Genomic DNA, 16,990 nt, shown 5'->3' with positions numbered 1-16,990 from the left:
CCGCGCGCGTCGCGGGCGCCTTCGTTCAGGACACACCGCATGGAAAAACGGTCTCGTTTCGATACGAGCGTGTTGCCGTATCTGCTCGTCGCTCCTCAGCTCGCCATAACCGCGCTGTTCTTTCTGTGGCCGGCGGGCGAAGCGCTCTGGCAGGCCACGCAGAGCCAGGATGCGTTCGGCACGTCGAGCGAATTCGTCGGGCTGGCGAATTTCAAGCAACTGTTCGCGGATCCGCTGTATCTGTCCTCGTTCAACACGACGATGATCTTCTGCGCGCTCGTCACCGTGTCGGGCCTCGTGATCTCGCTGTTGCTCGCGGCCTGCGCGGATCGCGTGACGCGCGGCGCGAAGGCGTACCAGACGCTGCTGATCTGGCCGTATGCGGTCGCGCCCGCCATCGCCGCCGTGCTCTGGTCGTTCCTGTTCAATCCAAGTATCGGGCTTGTCACCTATGCGCTGGCGAAGCAGGGCATCCAGTGGAATCACGCGCTCAACGGCACGCAGGCCATGTTCCTCGTCGTGCTCGCCTCGGTCTGGAAACAGGTGAGCTACAACTTCCTGTTCTTCTATGCCGGCCTGCAGGCGATTCCGCAATCTTTGATCGAAGCGGCGGCCATCGACGGCGCCGGTCCCGTGCGACGCTTCTTCGGCATCGCGCTGCCGCTGCTGTCGCCAACGAGCTTTTTCCTGCTCGTCGTGAACCTCGTCTATGCGTTCTTCGACACCTTTCCGGTCATCGACGCGGCCACCGGCGGCGGACCCGCGCAATCCACCAAGACGCTGATCTACAAGATCTTCGCGGAAGGCTTCCAGGGACTCGACATCGGCAGCTCGGGCGCGCAGTCGGTCGTGCTGATGGTGATCGTCATCGTGCTGACCGTAGTGCAGTTCCGCTTCGTTGAACGCAGGGTGCAATACTCATGATCGAGAACCGTCGCGGCTTCGATATCTTCTGTCACGCGGTGCTGCTGGCAGGCGTCGTGCTGATCGTGTTTCCGGTGTATGTGGCGTTCTGCGCCGCCACGATGAACTCGAAGGAAGTCTTCAGCGTGCCGCTCTCGCTCGTGCCGAGCACGCATCTGTTCGAGAACATCGCGCATGTCTGGACCTATGGCAGCGGCAACGCCGCCGCGCCGTTCGGACTCATGCTGCTGAACAGCCTCGTGATGGCGCTTGTGATCTCCATCGGCAAGATCGCAGTGTCGATCGTCTCGGCCTATGCGATCGTGTTCTTCCGCTTTCCGCTGAAGAACCTCGCGTTCTGGCTCATCTTCATCACGCTGATGCTGCCCGTCGAAGTGCGCATCTTTCCGACCGTGCAGGTCGTGTCGTCGATGCATCTGTCGAACACGTATGCCGGCCTCACGCTGCCGCTGATCGCGTCGGCGACCGCGACTTTCCTGTTCCGGCAGTTCTTCATGACGCTGCCCGACGAGTTGATGGAGGCCGCGCGCATCGACGGCGCCGGACCGCTGCGCTTCTTCTGGGACGTCGTGCTGCCGCTCTCGAAGACGAACATCGCGGCGCTCTTCGTCATCACGTTCATCTACGGCTGGAACCAGTATCTCTGGCCGATTCTCATCACCAACGAAGTATCGCTGCAGACGGCGGTGGTCGGCATCAAGAGCATGATCGCATCGGGCGACACCGCGACCGAATGGCATCTCGTGATGACCGCGACGCTGCTCGCGATGCTGCCGCCGCTCGCCGTCGTGCTGACGATGCAGCGCTGGTTCGTGCGCGGCCTCGTCGACGCCGAAAAATAACCGGAGACTCTGGATAGATGGCTGCGCTGAATCTCAAGGGCGTGAAGAAGACCTACGACGGCTCGCAGTACGTGCTGCATGGCATCGACGTGGCGATCGAGGACGGCGAGTTCGTCGTGATGGTGGGCCCGTCGGGCTGCGGCAAGTCCACGCTGCTGCGCATGGTGGCGGGGCTGGAGAGCGTCTCGGAAGGCGCGATCGAAATCGGCGGCAAGGTCGTGAACAAGCTGGAGCCGAAGGATCGCGACATCGCGATGGTGTTCCAGAACTACGCGCTCTATCCGCACATGAGCGTGGCGCAGAACATGGCGTATGCGCTGAAGATCGGCGGCGCGGACCGGCAGACGATCGACGCCCGCGTCGCCAACGCCGCGCGCATTCTTGAACTCGATCATCTGCTCGCGCGCAAGCCGCGCGAACTGTCGGGCGGACAGCGGCAGCGCGTCGCGATGGGCCGCGCGATCGTGCGTGAACCGGCGGTGTTCCTGTTCGACGAACCCTTGTCCAATCTCGACGCCAAGCTGCGCGTGCAGATGCGCCTCGAGATTCAGCGCCTGCACGCGCGTCTCGCGACCACGAGCCTCTATGTCACGCACGATCAGATCGAAGCGATGACGCTCGCGCAACGCGTCATCGTGATGAACAAGGGTCATGCCGAGCAAATCGGCGCGCCGACGGAAGTCTACGAGCGGCCGGCGACGGTGTTCGTCGCGAGCTTCATCGGCTCGCCCGCGATGAATCTGCTCGAAGGGCGCCTTGCGGACGACGGCGCGACGTTCCATGTGGCCGGCGACGGACCTGCTCTGCCTGTGTCGGGGGCGAACGGCGTCACGCGCGATATGCACGGGCGCGAGTGGACGATCGGCATTCGTCCCGAGCACATGACGCCTGGCATCGAAGGCGTGCCGAGTGCAACGCTGGAAGTCGATTCGGCGGAACTGCTCGGTGCCGACAATCTGGCGCACGGCAAGTGGGGCAAGCACGATGTGGCGGCGCGGCTGCCGCATGAGCATCGGCCGCGGCGCGGCGAGCAGCTTGCGCTGTCGCTGCCGGCGCGCCATCTGCATTTCTTCGATGCAGCGACCGGGCGGCGTGCCAATTGAAGATGCATATGAAGGAGCGACGATGAGAACCTGGCCTTATCCCGCGATCGTCGCGCATCGCGGCGGCGGCAAGCTTGCGCCGGAGAACACGCTGGAAGCCATCGACGTCGGCGCGCGTTACGGACACCGGATGATTGAGTTCGACGCGAAGCTTTCCGCCGACGACATCGTCTTTCTGCTGCACGACGACGAAGTCGATCGCACGTCGAACGGCCATGGCGCGGCGCAGGCCCTGAGCTTTGCGCAGTTGCAGACGCTCGACGCGGGCGCGTGGTTCGGCGCGACATTCGCGCACGCGCGCATGCCGACGCTCGCTCAGGTTCATGAGCGCTGCGTACGTCATGGACTGGCGGCCAATATCGAGATCAAGCCGAGCGCGGGCCGCGAAGTGCGAACCGGCGAGATCGTGGCGCGCGAGGCGGCGAGCCTGTGGGCGGACGTCGAACCGGCGCCGCTGTTGTCGTCGTTCTCTTATGCAGCGCTCGAGGCCGCGCGCGATGCTGCGCCGGACCTTCCGCGCGGGATGCTATATGAGCGTGTGCCGCCGGACTGGCGCGCGCAGACGGCAGCGCTTGCGTGCGTATCGGTGCATGCGAACCATCGCGCGCTGGATGAGGTGCTTGTCGCGCAGATCAAGGATGCCGGACTGCGCATCCTCGCCTACACCGTCAACGATCCGGCGCGTGCGCGCCTGCTCGCGCAATGGGGCGTCGACGCGATCTGTACGGATCGCATCGACATCATTGGCGCAGATTTTCTGGAAATGGCGTCGGACTAGACGGTCAACGCGCGCGGGCGAGCAGAATGCCCGCGACCAAGGCGAGGCCGCCGACCAGCGCGATTGTCTGCCAAGGTTTTTCGTGCAAATAGGCGTCGGCGTCTTCGAGCACGACGCCCGCGCGCTGACGCAGCACGGCATGAGTATCGTTGAGGCGCGCACGGGCGCTGTCGAGCCGGTCGCTGATCTGCGCGCGCAACGCGGCGGCGTCGGCGGACGTGCCCTCAGACAGTGCGCTTTCCAGTTCGCTCAGCAGCGAGCGCAGTTCCGAACCGATATCCTCGGCCGCTTCACGGCCATGCCGTGCCATGCGGCGAGCCCGGCGGCTGGTCGTGGTCCATGAATCTCCGATGGCGTCACGCGTGTTGGGAAGTGCGTTCATAGATCGCTCCGTCGATGGATGAGTCGTGGATAGCCCGCCCTTGAATCAGCGGGAAAAACCCATAACTGAGCAAGTTCGGTGCCGGTATTCATGAATCGTTGACGGGACGCCTTGGTCGCGCCCGGCCAGACATGGTACATGCACGGGGCACGTAAGATGTGCAAGCGATGCAATCCATCGAAGGTCACATTTACAAGCATTGCGCGAATAAAAACGCCGACATGTGCAAACATGCCGGCGTTATCTTTGTTAATGCGTATTCGCTTCTATCTTTTCAATCTCGCGTACGCAAGCTTATGTTTTTCAGAAGCGGTATCCCACGCGCAAATACGTCACGATCGGATTGAGCGTGATTTTGGCCTGTGATTGCACATTGAGCGTACCCACTGGCGTTTGCGCTGCCGTGCTGAGCTTGGCGGTTGCCTTCATCGGAATGAACGAGACTGAAAATCCGGCGAACCAGTGTTCCGTGAAGTTGTAGGTTGCACCGACGTTAAAGACGGGCGCCCAAGAACTATCCGTGTCGACGCTGGTCGGACCATGCAGGACCGAGCCTTCGAACTGGTCATTGGTAATCTTGGCGTCGGTGAACCAGGTGCGCGTCACGCCAATGCCGACGAACGGGCGAAACTTCGCCTGAGGAGCATTGAAAAAGTATTTGAAGAGCAACGTCGGGCTCCACTGCTTCGCGCTGCCAAGCTTGCCGTAGCGCGAGAGAGAACCGGTGCCTTCGAGATCGAACGTGGGCGGAATGCCCATCTCGAGTTCCGCAGCGATGTGATCGGTTGCGAAGTAGCCGAACGTGAAACCAGCGGTATCAGCGCTTGAAATGCCGGCGCCCGTGCCGGGAACATCGATATTGACGGGAGATCCGCCTACACTTGTTTCTTTGAGCGGACCGCTGCTGTCTTGCGGGGCAAAATGAAACCAGCCTCCAGTGACATAGAAGGATCCGGCTGATTGCGCATGCGCCGCTGTGGACACACACGCCAATGCCGCGATCCCCGTGATGACCTGTTTTATTTTCAATTTGTGCTCCTCCGAAAAAGCACGCTCATTATGAACACAACATTTCAAAGTAACCATAGCGGCGCCGTAGAGCATTTTCCCTAGGGCACAGAGCGGCTTCGGAGCCTCGTTGCACGGCATTTGCATGGCTTTTGCACATGTTGCCGGAATGGCTCCCAAGGACCCCACCCGGGTAACACAAACGCGACCAACGGAATATCCAGAATGGCACGGCTTGCACGACTCTACGTTCCCGAACAGCCGCAGCATGTCATCCTGCGTGGTCTCGACCAGCAGCCCGCCTTCGTTGACGACCAGGACTATGAGCTCTTCATCGACTGCCTGAGAACGGCTTCGCGTGATCATCACCTCTCCATTCACGCCTATGCACTGATGCCGCAGGCGGTGCATCTGCTGGTCACGCCGCGCGACGAAGCCAGCTTGCCAAAAGCGATGCAGGCAGTCGGACGTCGTTACGTGGCGCACTTCAATCGACGTTACATGCGACGCGGCACGCTCTGGGAAGGCCGCTATCGGGCGACCGTCATCGAGGGCGACCGTTACTTCCTGCTTGCTACACGCGTCGTCGAGATGGCGCCGGTACGCGCGCAACTCGTCGCGGCGCCGCAAGACTACAAGTGGTCGAGCTTCCGTCATCACATCGGCCTCACGCTCGATGGGCTGATCACCGACCATCCGCTGTTCTGGTCGCTCGGCAACACGCCTTTCGAACGCCAGCACGCCTACAAGGAACTGTGCGAACAACCGCTCGACGAACGCGAAACCACGCGTCTGTTGCAAGCGACACTCAAGGGCTGGGTGCTCGGCAGCGATTCCTATCGGGAATGGGCCGCGCGGGCGGCCAATCGCCGGGTGTCGCCGTTGCCGCGCGGCCGTCCGCGCAAGGTTCGCGAAACTCCACAGGCCCAATAACGGCCCGACCATGCAAAGCTGAAGTAAAAAAAACGAAACGGCGTCTCGGATTTCAACCAGATGCCGTTTTTTCTTGTACATTTTCAATGTGGCCCCAAATAAATAGGGCAGATGTGCACCATAACGATAATAGGTGTCAGACCAACACATTTTGTTTGCCATCTTTTTGATTCGTCGCGTATATTTCGATTTCCGGCGATTGCCGCGGTGCAGCGTGCCGCGCACGACCGTGCAGTGCGACCTGATTCGTTGAAACAAAACCGTCGCACAGCAACAAGAAAATGGTTCAACGGCCGCGTCAGTCGGCCCCTCACAGTAGAGACGGTGTCCCCATGAACGATCATCAGCAACCGGCAGTCGGTTCGCTTCCCGCCGCGCAGGGCATGTACGACCCTGCCAACGAGCATGACGCCTGCGGCGTCGGCTTCGTCGCCCATATCAAAGGGAAAAAGAGCCACGAGATCATTCAGCAGGGTCTCAAGATTCTCGAGAATCTGGACCACCGCGGCGCAGTGGGCGCCGATCCGCTGATGGGCGACGGCGCCGGCATCCTGATCCAGGTGCCGGACGGTTTCTATCGCGAGGAAATGGCCAAGCAGGGCGTGACGTTGCCGCCGGCCGGCGAATATGGCGTTGGCATGATCTTCCTGCCGAAGGAACATGCGTCGCGTCTCGCGTGCGAACAGGAACTCGAGCGCACCGTGAAGGCAGAAGGACAGGTGGTGCTCGGCTGGCGCGACGTCCCCGTCGACTCCACCATGCCCATCTCGCCCACCGTGAAGGCCACCGAGCCGCTGATTCGCCAGATCTTCATCGGGCGCGGCAAGGACATCGTCGTGACGGACGCGCTCGAGCGCAAGCTGTACATCATCCGCAAGACGGCGAGCCACCGCATCCAGGCGCTCAAGCTCAAGCACGGCAAGGAATACTTCGTGCCGTCGGTGTCGTCGCGTACCGTGGTCTACAAGGGGCTGCTGCTCGCGGGTCAGGTCGGCGTGTATTACCGCGACCTGCAGGACGAGCGCGTCGTCTCGGCGCTGGCGCTCGTGCACCAGCGTTTCTCGACCAACACCTTCCCGGCGTGGGAGCTCGCGCACCCGTACCGCATGATCGCGCACAACGGTGAAATCAACACCGTGAAGGGCAACGTCAACTGGCTGAACGCGCGTACCGGCGCGATCGCCTCGCACGTGCTCGGCGACGACCTGCCGAAGCTCTGGCCGCTGATCTATCCGGGCCAGTCGGACACGGCTTCGTTCGACAACTGTCTCGAACTGCTCGTGATGGCCGGCTACCCGCTCGTCCACGCGATGATGATGATGATCCCGGAAGCGTGGGAACAGCACACGCTGATGGACGACAACCGCCGTGCGTTCTACGAGTATCACGCCGCGATGATGGAACCGTGGGACGGTCCCGCCGCGATCGCGTTCACCGATGGCCGTCAGATCGGCGCGACGCTGGATCGTAACGGCCTGCGTCCGGCGCGCTATCTCGTCACCGACGACGACCTCGTGATCCTCGCCTCGGAGTCGGGCGTGCTGCCGATTCCCGAATCGAAGATCGTTCAGAAGTGGCGCCTGCAGCCGGGCAAGATGTTCCTGATCGACATGGAGCAGGGCCGCATCATCCAGGACAAGGAACTCAAGGACAACCTCGCGAACGCCAAGCCGTACAAGAGCTGGATCGAGGCCGTGCGCATCAAGCTCGACGAAATCGAGCCGAAGGCCGAGGACGTCGAGACGCAACGTCGCGAAGCCGCCGTGCTGCTGGACCGCCAGCAGGCGTTCGGCTACACGCAGGAAGACCTCAAGTTCCTGATGGCGCCGATGGCGCAATCGGGCGAGGAAGCCATCGGCTCGATGGGCAATGACTCGCCGCTGGCGGTCATGTCCAACAAGAACAAGACGCTGTACAACTACTTCAAGCAGTTGTTCGCGCAGGTGACGAACCCGCCGATCGACCCGATCCGCGAGAACATGGTGATGTCGCTCGTGTCGTTCATCGGCCCGAAGCCGAACCTGCTCGACACGACGAACATCAACCCGACGATGCGCCTCGAAGTGTCGCAGCCCGTGCTCGACTTCAAGGACATCGCGAAGATCCGCGCCATCGACCAGTACACCGGCGGCAAATTCAGCTCGTACGAACTGAACATCTGCTATCCGGTTGCGTGGGGCAAGGAAGGCATCGAGGCGCGCATCGCCTCGCTGTGCGCGGAAGCCGTGGACGCCGTCAAGTCGGGCTACAACATCCTGATCGTGTCGGACCGTCGCGCGGACCGTGACAACGTCGCGATCCCGGCGCTGCTCGCCACCTCGGCGATTCACTCGCATCTCGTCGCGCACGGCTTGCGCACGAGCACGGGTCTGGTCGTCGAAACCGGCTCGGCGCGCGAGACGCATCACTTCGCGCTGCTCGCGGGCTACGGCGCGGAAGCCGTGCACCCGTACCTCGCGCTGGAGACGCTCGCCAACATGGCCGACGGCCTGAAGGGCGACCTCTCGGCCGAGAAAGTCATCTACAACTTCACGAAGGCGGTCGGCAAGGGCCTGCTCAAGGTGATGTCGAAGATGGGCATCTCGACGTACATGTCCTATACCGGCGCGCAGATCTTCGAAGGCGTGGGCCTGTCGGCGGAGCTGGTCGAAAAGTACTTCAAGGGCACGGCGTCGAAGGTCGGCGGCATCGGCATCTTCGAAGTGGCCGAGGAAGCGATTCGCCTGCATCGCGACGCGTTCGGCGACAACCCGGTCCTCGCCACCATGCTCGACGCGGGCGGCGAGTACGCGTACCGCGTGCGCGGCGAAGAGCACATGTGGACGCCGGATGCCATCGCCAAGCTGCAACACTCGGCGCGCAGCAACTCGTACCAGACGTACAAGGAATACGCGCACATCATCAACGACCAGACGAAGCGTCACATGACGTTCCGTGGTCTGTTCGAGTTCAAGGTCGACCCGGCCAAGGCAATTCCGCTCGAAGAAGTCGAATCGGCGAAGGACATCGTCAAGCGCTTCGCGACCGGCGCCATGTCGCTCGGCTCGATCAGCACGGAAGCGCACGCCACGCTGGCGGTCGCGATGAACCGGATCGGCGGCAAGTCGAACACCGGTGAAGGCGGCGAGGATGAAACGCGCTATCGCAACGAACTGCGCGGCATTCCGATCAAGAACGGCGACACGCTGCAATCGATCATCGGCAAGGAAGTCGTCAGCGACATCCCGCTGAAGGAAGGCGATTCGCTGCGCTCGAAGATCAAGCAGGTCGCGTCGGGCCGCTTCGGCGTGACGGCGGAGTATCTCGCGTCGGCGGACCAGATCCAGATCAAGATGGCGCAGGGCGCGAAGCCTGGCGAAGGCGGCCAGTTGCCGGGCCACAAGGTGTCGGACTACATCGGCAAGCTGCGTTACTCGGTGCCGGGCGTCGGCCTCATTTCGCCGCCGCCGCACCACGACATCTATTCGATCGAAGACCTCGCGCAGCTGATTCACGATCTGAAGAACGTCAACTCCGGTTCGAGCATTTCGGTGAAGCTGGTGTCCGAAGTGGGCGTCGGCACGGTGGCGGCAGGCGTCGCGAAGGCGAAGGCGGATCACGTCGTGATCGCGGGCCATGATGGCGGCACGGGCGCGTCGCCGCTGTCGTCGCTCAAGCATGCGGGCACGCCGTGGGAACTCGGCCTCGCTGAAACGCAGCAGACCCTGGTGCTGAACCGTCTGCGCGGCCGTATCCGCGTGCAGGCCGACGGCCAGATGAAGACCGGCCGCGACGTCGTGATCGGCGCGCTGCTCGGCGCGGACGAGTTCGGCTTCGCGACGGCGCCGCTGGTCGTCGAAGGCTGCATCATGATGCGCAAGTGCCATCTGAACACGTGCCCGGTCGGCGTCGCGACGCAGGATCCGGTGCTGCGCGCGAAGTTCTCCGGCCAGCCGGAACATGTCGTCAACTTCTTCTTCTTCGTGGCCGAGGAAGTGCGCGAAATCATGGCGCAATTTGGCATCCGCAAGTTCGACGACCTGATCGGCCGCGCCGAACTGCTCGACACGAAGAAGAGCGTCGATCACTGGAAGGCCAAGGGTCTCGACTTCTCGCGCGTGTTCTACCAAGTGCCGGTGGAAGCCGAAGTCGCGCGCAAGCATGTGGACACGCAGGACCACGGTCTGGACAAGGCGCTCGATCACATTCTGATCGAGAAGTCGAAGGCGGCCATCGAGAAGGGTGAGCATGTGTCGTTCATCCAGCCGGTGCGCAACGTGAACCGTACGGTCGGCGCCATGCTGTCCGGCACGATCGCGAAGAAGCACGGCCACGACGGCCTGCCCGACGATTCCATCCACATCCAGCTGAAGGGCACGGCGGGTCAGAGCTTCGGCGCGTTCCTCGCGAAGGGCGTGACGCTGGATCTGGTCGGCGACGGCAACGACTACGTCGGCAAGGGTCTCTCGGGCGGACGCATCATCATTCGCCCGACCAACGATTTCCGCGGCAAGTCCGAGGAAAACATCATCTGCGGCAACACGGTGATGTACGGCGCGATCGAAGGCGAAGCGTATTTCCGCGGCGTCGCGGGCGAGCGCTTCTGCGTGCGCAACTCAGGCGCGACGGCGGTTGTCGAGGGCACGGGCGACCACGGCTGCGAATACATGACCGGCGGCACGGTGGTCGTGCTCGGCGAGACCGGCCGTAACTTCGCGGCGGGCATGTCGGGCGGCATCGCGTTCGTGTACGACCCGGATGGCAGCTTCGCGGGCAAGTGCAACAAGTCGATGGTCGCGCTCGATCCGGTGCTGCAGCAGGCCGAACAGGAGCGCACGGTGGATCGAGCGCTGTGGCACGCCGGCAAGACCGACGAAGCGTTGCTGAAGGGGCTGATCGAGCGTCACTTCCAGTTCACCGGCTCGCCGCGCGCGAAGGCCTTGCTTGAAAACTGGGACGCGTCGCGCCGCCAGTTCGTCAAGATCTTCCCGACGGAGTACAAGCGCGCACTGGCTGAAATTGGCGCGAAGAAGTCGAAGGACGCCATCGCGGCATGATGCCTCGTTCACACAGAAACAAGCGCGCTCTGCCGCCAAGACGTCAGAGCGCGTGATCCTCACCAAATACAGAGAAAGAAATGGGCAAGGCAACCGGTTTTCTCGAGTTCGAACGCCAGCACGAGGCGTACGAAGCACCGCTGACCCGCGTCAAGCACTACAAGGAATTTGTTGCAGCGCTGACCGATGAAGACGCGAAGGTTCAGGGCGCGCGCTGCATGGACTGCGGCATTCCGTTCTGCAACAACGGCTGTCCGGTCAACAACATCATTCCGGACTTTAACGATCTGGTGTTCCAGCAGGACTGGAAGAGCGCGATCAACGTGCTGCATTCCACCAACAACTTCCCGGAGTTCACGGGCCGCATCTGCCCGGCGCCGTGCGAATCGGCGTGTACGCTGGGCATCAACGACGATCCGGTCGGCATCAAGTCGATCGAGCACGCGATTATCGACAAGGCCTTCGCCGAAGGCTGGGTCGTGTCGCAACCGCCGAAGCACAAGACGGGCAAGAAGGTTGCCGTGGTCGGTTCCGGTCCCGCGGGACTCGCCGCCGCGCAGCAACTGGGGCGCGCGGGGCATGACGTCGTCGTGTTCGAGAAGAACGACCGCATCGGCGGCCTGCTGCGCTACGGTATCCCTGACTTCAAGCTGGAGAAGTGGCTGATCGACCGCCGCATGCGCCAGATGGAAGCGGAAGGCGTGTCGTTCCGCACCAATGTGTTCATCGGCAAGGAAGCGATGCCGGAGTACATCGCCAACACGGCGAAGGAAACCATCACGCCGGACGAGCTGAAGGAACAGTTCGATGCCGTGGTGATCGCCGGCGGTTCGGAAACGCCGCGTGATCTGCCGGTGCCGGGCCGCGAGCTCCAGGGCATCTACTACGCGATGGAATTCCTGCCGCAGCAGAACAAGGTCAATGCGGGCGACAAGGTCCCGGACCAGCTGCTGGCCAAGGGCAAGCATGTGGTCGTGATCGGCGGCGGCGATACGGGTTCCGATTGTGTCGGCACGTCGAACCGGCATGGCGCGAAGGGCGTGACGCAGTTCGAACTGCTGGCGCAACCGCCTGAAGAAGAGAACAAGCCGCTCGTGTGGCCGTACTGGCCGATCAAACTGCGCACGTCTTCGTCGCACGAAGAGGGCTGCGAGCGTGACTGGTCGGTGGCGACGAAGCGCTTCGAAGGCAAGAACGGCAAGGTCGAGAAGCTGATTGCGGTGCGCGTCGAGTGGAAGGGCGGCAAGATGCAGGAAGTGCCGGGTTCGGAGTTCGAGATGAAGGCCGATCTCGTGCTGCTCGCGATGGGCTTTACGCAGCCGGTGTCGCCGGTGCTGGAAGCGTTCGGCGTCGAGAAAGATGCGCGCGGCAATGTGCGTGCTTTGACCGAAGGCGACAAAGCGTATTACACGTCGGTGGACAAGGTGTTCACGGCGGGCGATATGCGGCGCGGCCAGTCGCTGGTGGTGTGGGCGATTCGCGAAGGACGCCAGTGCGCGCGATCGGTCGATGCGTTCCTGATGGGGAGCAGTGAGCTGCCGCGGTAAAGGCTTGAGTTGGCAGGCTTGAGAAAAGGCGGATGGTCGAAAGGCTGTTCGCCTTTTTGGTTTTCAGGCGATGCCGACAATTGCAGTGAAGCTCAGCTTGAGGTCGTCCAACCGTGCCGATGCGACGCGCGTTCAGTTCCAGATTTTCAGATCACTGACGCGCAGCAAGCCTTGACCGTAGCGCAGCAGCGCGATACCGAGCGAATGCTCGTCGCATTCGGACACAATCTGGCCGTCGTCAGCGAGGCGCGCGGCGCATTTTGTCGAGTGAAACCCGGCGCGGACCACGCAGGAGGGCGGACACGTCGGAGTCGTATGAGACGCGCATGAGCGTTGCGCCAGCATCTTCAAGCCGCCAGCCCCCCATCGTTTGCCGGAGCCAGACCGTGACGCAATCGCCGTCCGGTTCGAGCAACGGCATGGAGAGCCGCACCGTGTCGCCGTCTCGTCCTATCTCAAGTTCGGAGCACCGCGACTCGGACAGGAGTCGCTTCACGGCATCGGGTGATTCAGGCCGCACGTTCAACATCGTTCAAAAGCTGGAGTTCCATCCATCGCCTCAATGAGAGCAGGACTGGACAGTCTGGATTCAGCGACACAGCCCAAACCGACCCATCCCACACATAAGAAAAAACCGCACCGGCGATCCCTCACCGATGCGGTCTTCGCGACACGCTCGACACCGAAAACCCCGCCTCAAGCCTCCGCCATCATCCTCTCGATCTCGATCTTGTAGTCATGGAACATCGCGACCGACTCGCGATGCGCGACGCTTAAAATCGCCGCCTTCGGCAGCTTCTCCAGCACCGTGTTGTAGATGTGCAGTTCGTTTTCCGCGTCGAGCGCGCTGGTGGCTTCGTCAAGGAACAGGAAATCCGGCTTGTGCAGCAGCACGCGCGCCGCGGCCAGGCGTTGCTGCTCGCCCGGCGACAGGCTCCGCGCCCAATGCGCACTTTCTTCGAGCCGATCCACATACGACCCGAGATTGCAAAGACGCAGCGCCTCGCGGGTTTCTTCGTCGCTGAACGTGCCGCCCGGCGACGGATACGCCAGCGCCGCACGCAGCGTGCCGATCGGCAGATAGCTCACTTGCGGGATGAACATCATCTTCGCGTCGACGGGCGCGTCGATGGTGCCGTCGCCGAACGGCCACAGGCCCGCGAGCGCCCGCATCAACGTGCTCTTGCCCGATCCCGATGGCCCGACGACCAGCCAGCGCGAGCCCGGCTCCACCGACACGTTCGCCACCCGCGACAACGGCGTGCCGTTCGGCAGCGCGAGCGTGAGATCCTGGGTCGTGAGCGAGGGCGTGCTCGTGTAGTGCAGGTTGATGCCGCCGCGCTCGGTGGCCGGCGAGTTTTCCTCGCGGATATGCGTGGAGCGCATCACGCGCTTGAATTCACGCAGACGATTCACCGTGGCGCGCCATTCGACCAAGGTCGAATAACTGTTGATGAACCAGGAAAACGAATCGCTGACCGTGCCGAACGCCGATGAAATCTGCATCAGCACGCCAAACGAGAACGCGCCCGCGAAGTAGCGCGGTGCCGCGACCATGATCGGAAAGATGATGGCGATCTGGCCATAGAAGCTCAGCACGAAGGTCATGCGCTTCGTGTACTTCATGATCAGCCACCAGTTGTCGCGAATGCGCTGGAAGATGGACTTGGCGTTTGCCGTTTCGGTCGTGATGCCGTCGTAGAAGGCGATCTGCTCGGCGTTCTCGCGCACACGGATCAGTCCGAAGCGAAAGTCCGCCTCCACCTTCTGCTGCTGGTAATTGATCGACACCAGCGGATGCCCGACCTTCTGGATGATCAGCGAGCCCAGGATCGCGTACAGCGCGGCGGCCCAGACCATGTAGCCCGGAATCGTGATCGGCGTGGCGCCGAGCGAGAAGGTCAGCGCGCCTGCGAGGGTCCACAGGATGGTGATGAAGGTGACCAGCGTGACGAGCGTCGAGAGCAGGTCGAGCGAAAGTGAAAGCGTCGTGGTCGCGAAGGATTGCAGGTCGTCGCTGATACGCTGGTCAGGGTTGTCGGCGAGCCGGTCGCGTTCGATACGGTAGAACGCCTTTTCGCCGAACCATTGTTCGAGATACTTGTTCGTCAGCCATTGACGCCAGCGGAACGCCAGCATCTGCCGCAGATATCGTCCGTACACCGCGAGCAGGATGTACGCGAAGGCGAGGCCGGTGAAGATCAGCAGCAGGTGGGGGAAATCCTTGACGTTCTTGTTCTGCAGCGCGTTGTAGAAGTCCGCGTTCCAGCTGTTGAGCCGCACGTTGATCCACACGACCGTCATGTTGATCGCGATGATCGCCACGAGCAGGCCCCACGCGAAGCCGCGTTCCTCGGAAACCCAATAGGGCTTGATGAGGCTCCACGCCGAGACTTCGTCGGCTTTCTGCTGAGTATTTTCGGTACGGGTGTCGATCATGAGCTTCCTGCCGATGCGCCCTTGGGGCGGCGATTGTTGCGTGGTCGCGCGACGGGCTTGCTGCGCGGTGCGGCCGGCTGCGGCCTGGCCTTGTCTTCCGGGCAGCCAGTTTCGGGCCTGCAAATTGTTCCGGGTCTGCCTTAATGCTCACTTAATTTCGCGCGCGCGCCAGCTGAACCATGTTCGCGGCATTGTGCCAGAGTGCCGCTGCGCAGGAAAAAAGCAGGGCGCAATCCCGGTTTGCAGCGCATTCGCCTTTCATGGTCTAATGACCTTCGACGAAACAGGGGTGCTTCGCATGCATCGACGGCCGGAACCGGCCCTCACGCAGCGAGGCTGAGAGAGACCCTTTGCACCCGATCCGGGTAATACCGGCGAGGGAAGTTTCCGGAGAACGCGCGACACCCGCGCCATTCCTCCAGTTTCTTCCGCACCTTGTCTTTTTCCGTCCGGCGCGCATTCGCAGCCGGGCCGGTCTCTCCACCCATGTCGTCCTTGTGATGTGCCGCAGCGCCTGCACAGACGGATCGGGCCATTCTGCCTTTCTCCTTCTGATGCAGCGTCAAGCATAGGCCTCGTATGCGCGCTTCATATGCCGTGCCGGCCGATAGGAGACATCGAATTGAACAGAATCCATCAGACCGCCGGCCCCCAGGCGGATTTCGCCGTGATTGGCGGCGGGCTCGTCGGCCGGCTCGTGGCCTGGCAGCTCGCGGGCGCGGGGCATCAAGTGAGTCTTTTCGAGCGCGGCGACGCGCTCGGCACGCAGTCGGCCGCCTGGGTGGCCGCCGCGATGCTGGCGCCGCTCGCCGAGGCCGCCAGCGCGGAACCGCTCGTGGTCGGGCTCGGCGCGGCATCGCTCGAACGCTGGCCGGGGCTCATCGCGCAGTTGCCCGAGCCGGTCTTCTTCCAGCGCAACGGTACGCTCGTCGTCTGGCATGGCGCGGATCGCGCCGAGGCGCCCTTGCTCGAACGCCGGTTGCGCGCCAACTCGCCCGCCGGCTTGCTCGACGGCGGCTTCATCAAGCTGGCCGGCGCCCAGGTCGCGCAGGCGGAACCGGCGCTCGGCTCGCGTTTCGTGCAAGGCTGGCTGCTGCCGAACGAAGGTCAACTCGATAACCGCCAGGCGCTCGCCGCATTGGCCGCCGGACTCGCGGCGCGCGGCGTGCGCACGCACTGGAACACCTGCGTCGATGCCATGCCCGACGCGCGCTGGATCATCGATTGCCGCGGCCTTGGCGGCAAGCCCGCCTGGCCCGCGCTGCGCGGGATTCGCGGCGAGGTGGCGCGGGTGCACGCGCCGGGCATCGGGCTGTCGCGGCCGGTGCGGCTGCTGCATCCGCGCTATCCGCTCTATATCGCGCCGAAGCAGGACGATCTGTACGTCATCGGCGCGACTGAAGTCGAAGGCGAGGACATGTCGCCGGTGAGCGTGCGGTCCGCGCTCGAACTGCTGAGCGCCGCGTTCGCCGTGCATCCGGGTTTTGGCGAGGCGCGCATCCTCGAACTCAACGCCCACTGCCGGCCGACCTTGCCGGATCACCGGCCAGCCATCGTCTGGGACGGAGCGCGGACCGTGCGCGTGAATGGGCTGTATCGGCACGGCTTCATGATCGCGCCCGAAGTCGCGGACACCGCGTGCCGGCTGGCGGAAGCCCTCATCGCCGGCGAAGTGGCCAGCCACGCGAGCTTCGACGAACATCGTCACGCCGCGCGCTGGCCGGAACTGCTGCACGCCGCCGCTGTCTCCACGCCGGCGCTGTCGCACTAGACAAGAGACGAAAGCCATGAACATCCACATCAATCAGCGCGCCTTTGAGCTGCCCGACGCCGCCACCGTGGGCGAGGCGCTTGCCGCGTTCGGCGCGAGGCCGCCGTTCGCGGTCGCGCTCAACGGCCAGTTCGTCGCGCGTGGCGAGCACGCCATCCGTACGCTTTCCGCCGGCGACCGGCTCGACGTCGTGTCGCCCGTCGCGGGCGGCTGAGTCGCATGACGCA

General features: G+C 63.0%; 13 protein-coding genes and 1 riboswitch. Of the genes, 9 read left to right on the top strand and 4 right to left on the bottom strand.

Annotated features, from left to right (window positions below; genetic code table 11):
- Positions 1 to 39: 39 nt before the first annotated feature.
- The 4 genes from ugpA to ugpQ are packed head-to-tail and all read left to right on the top strand — an operon-like array spanning position 40 to position 3,647.
- Positions 40 to 924, top strand: coding sequence for a sn-glycerol-3-phosphate ABC transporter permease UgpA (gene ugpA, locus QCE63_RS13800; RefSeq protein ID WP_309833560.1), 885 nt, complete (start codon positions 40 to 42; stop codon positions 922 to 924).
- The gene (gene ugpE, locus QCE63_RS13795) at positions 921 to 1,766 is read left to right on the top strand and encodes a sn-glycerol-3-phosphate ABC transporter permease UgpE (protein ID WP_309833559.1); all 846 of its coding nucleotides are present in this window, start codon (positions 921 to 923) and stop codon (positions 1,764 to 1,766) included. Before ugpA ends, ugpE begins: the two co-directional genes overlap by 4 nt.
- 17 nt (positions 1,767 to 1,783) lie before the next feature.
- Positions 1,784 to 2,869 (top strand): sn-glycerol-3-phosphate import ATP-binding protein UgpC, encoded by a 1,086-nt coding sequence (locus tag QCE63_RS13790; protein WP_309833558.1) that lies wholly within the window; start codon positions 1,784 to 1,786, stop codon positions 2,867 to 2,869.
- A 22-nt stretch (positions 2,870 to 2,891) separates the two neighbouring features.
- Positions 2,892 to 3,647 carry a glycerophosphodiester phosphodiesterase gene (gene ugpQ / locus QCE63_RS13785; RefSeq protein ID WP_309833556.1) on the top strand — a complete coding sequence of 252 codons (756 nt, stop codon included), beginning with the start codon at positions 2,892 to 2,894 and terminating at the stop codon, positions 3,645 to 3,647.
- A 4-nt stretch (positions 3,648 to 3,651) separates the two neighbouring features.
- Here the strand turns inward: ugpQ and QCE63_RS13780 are convergent, their stop codons facing one another.
- Together QCE63_RS13780 and QCE63_RS13775 are read right to left on the bottom strand one after the other, a co-directional pair.
- Entirely contained in the window at positions 3,652 to 4,029 is a 378-nt protein-coding gene (locus QCE63_RS13780; protein WP_309833555.1) for a DUF883 family protein, read from the bottom strand.
- Between the two features lie 303 nt (positions 4,030 to 4,332).
- Positions 4,333 to 5,058 carry an OmpW family outer membrane protein gene (locus tag QCE63_RS13775; RefSeq protein WP_309833817.1) on the bottom strand — a complete coding sequence of 242 codons (726 nt, stop codon included), beginning with the start codon at positions 5,056 to 5,058 and terminating at the stop codon, positions 4,333 to 4,335.
- Between the two features lie 204 nt (positions 5,059 to 5,262).
- On the opposite strand from QCE63_RS13775, the gene QCE63_RS13770 reads away from it, so the two are divergent.
- From QCE63_RS13770 to QCE63_RS13760, 3 genes are all read left to right on the top strand, one after another.
- Positions 5,263 to 5,970, top strand: coding sequence for a transposase (locus QCE63_RS13770; RefSeq protein WP_309833553.1), 708 nt, complete (start codon positions 5,263 to 5,265; stop codon positions 5,968 to 5,970).
- Positions 5,971 to 6,302: 332 nt separating this feature from the next.
- Positions 6,303 to 11,006, top strand: coding sequence for a glutamate synthase-related protein (locus QCE63_RS13765; RefSeq protein WP_309833552.1), 4,704 nt, complete (start codon positions 6,303 to 6,305; stop codon positions 11,004 to 11,006).
- 80 nt (positions 11,007 to 11,086) lie between these two features.
- The gene (locus tag QCE63_RS13760; RefSeq protein ID WP_309833551.1) at positions 11,087 to 12,553 is read left to right on the top strand and encodes a glutamate synthase subunit beta; all 1,467 of its coding nucleotides are present in this window, start codon (positions 11,087 to 11,089) and stop codon (positions 12,551 to 12,553) included.
- A gap of 238 nt (positions 12,554 to 12,791) precedes the next feature.
- On the opposite strand, the gene QCE63_RS36845 is transcribed toward QCE63_RS13760, so the two are convergent.
- Both QCE63_RS36845 and QCE63_RS13755 read right to left on the bottom strand, forming a co-directional pair.
- On the bottom strand, positions 12,792 to 12,974 hold the full coding sequence (locus QCE63_RS36845) for a DUF1828 domain-containing protein (protein WP_404990107.1): 183 nt from the start codon (positions 12,972 to 12,974) through the stop codon (positions 12,792 to 12,794).
- Between the two features lie 275 nt (positions 12,975 to 13,249).
- The gene (locus QCE63_RS13755; protein ID WP_309833550.1) at positions 13,250 to 14,992 is read right to left on the bottom strand and encodes an ABC transporter ATP-binding protein/permease; all 1,743 of its coding nucleotides are present in this window, start codon (positions 14,990 to 14,992) and stop codon (positions 13,250 to 13,252) included.
- 275 nt (positions 14,993 to 15,267) lie between these two features.
- Positions 15,268 to 15,392: riboswitch (TPP riboswitch) on the top strand.
- 222 nt (positions 15,393 to 15,614) lie between these two features.
- Here QCE63_RS13755 and QCE63_RS13750 point away from each other — a divergent pair.
- Positions 15,615 to 16,763 (top strand): FAD-dependent oxidoreductase, encoded by a 1,149-nt coding sequence (locus QCE63_RS13750; RefSeq protein ID WP_309833549.1) that lies wholly within the window; start codon positions 15,615 to 15,617, stop codon positions 16,761 to 16,763.
- Positions 16,764 to 16,779: 16 nt separating this feature from the next.
- On the top strand, positions 16,780 to 16,977 hold the full coding sequence (gene thiS / locus QCE63_RS13745) for a sulfur carrier protein ThiS (protein WP_309833547.1): 198 nt from the start codon (positions 16,780 to 16,782) through the stop codon (positions 16,975 to 16,977).
- Positions 16,978 to 16,990: the final 13 nt, after the last annotated feature.

This window comes from Caballeronia sp. LZ065 (assembly GCF_031450975.1).
Classification (GTDB): Bacteria; Pseudomonadota; Gammaproteobacteria; order Burkholderiales; family Burkholderiaceae; genus Caballeronia.
This window is presented reverse-complemented; position numbering and strand designations above follow the sequence as displayed.

Coding starts and splice junctions, on each gene's coding strand:
- ugpA (WP_309833560.1), top strand. CDS start 40: ATGGAAAAACGGTCTCGTTTCGATACGAGCGTGTTGCCGTATCTGCTC.
- ugpE (WP_309833559.1), top strand. CDS start 921: ATGATCGAGAACCGTCGCGGCTTCGATATCTTCTGTCACGCGGTGCTG.
- QCE63_RS13790 (WP_309833558.1), top strand. CDS start 1,784: ATGGCTGCGCTGAATCTCAAGGGCGTGAAGAAGACCTACGACGGCTCG.
- ugpQ (WP_309833556.1), top strand. CDS start 2,892: ATGAGAACCTGGCCTTATCCCGCGATCGTCGCGCATCGCGGCGGCGGC.
- QCE63_RS13780 (WP_309833555.1), bottom strand. CDS start 4,029: ATGAACGCACTTCCCAACACGCGTGACGCCATCGGAGATTCATGGACC.
- QCE63_RS13770 (WP_309833553.1), top strand. CDS start 5,263: ATGGCACGGCTTGCACGACTCTACGTTCCCGAACAGCCGCAGCATGTC.
- QCE63_RS13765 (WP_309833552.1), top strand. CDS start 6,303: ATGAACGATCATCAGCAACCGGCAGTCGGTTCGCTTCCCGCCGCGCAG.
- QCE63_RS13760 (WP_309833551.1), top strand. CDS start 11,087: ATGGGCAAGGCAACCGGTTTTCTCGAGTTCGAACGCCAGCACGAGGCG.
- QCE63_RS36845 (WP_404990107.1), bottom strand. CDS start 12,974: ATGCCGTTGCTCGAACCGGACGGCGATTGCGTCACGGTCTGGCTCCGG.
- QCE63_RS13755 (WP_309833550.1), bottom strand. CDS start 14,992: ATGATCGACACCCGTACCGAAAATACTCAGCAGAAAGCCGACGAAGTC.
- thiS (WP_309833547.1), top strand. CDS start 16,780: ATGAACATCCACATCAATCAGCGCGCCTTTGAGCTGCCCGACGCCGCC.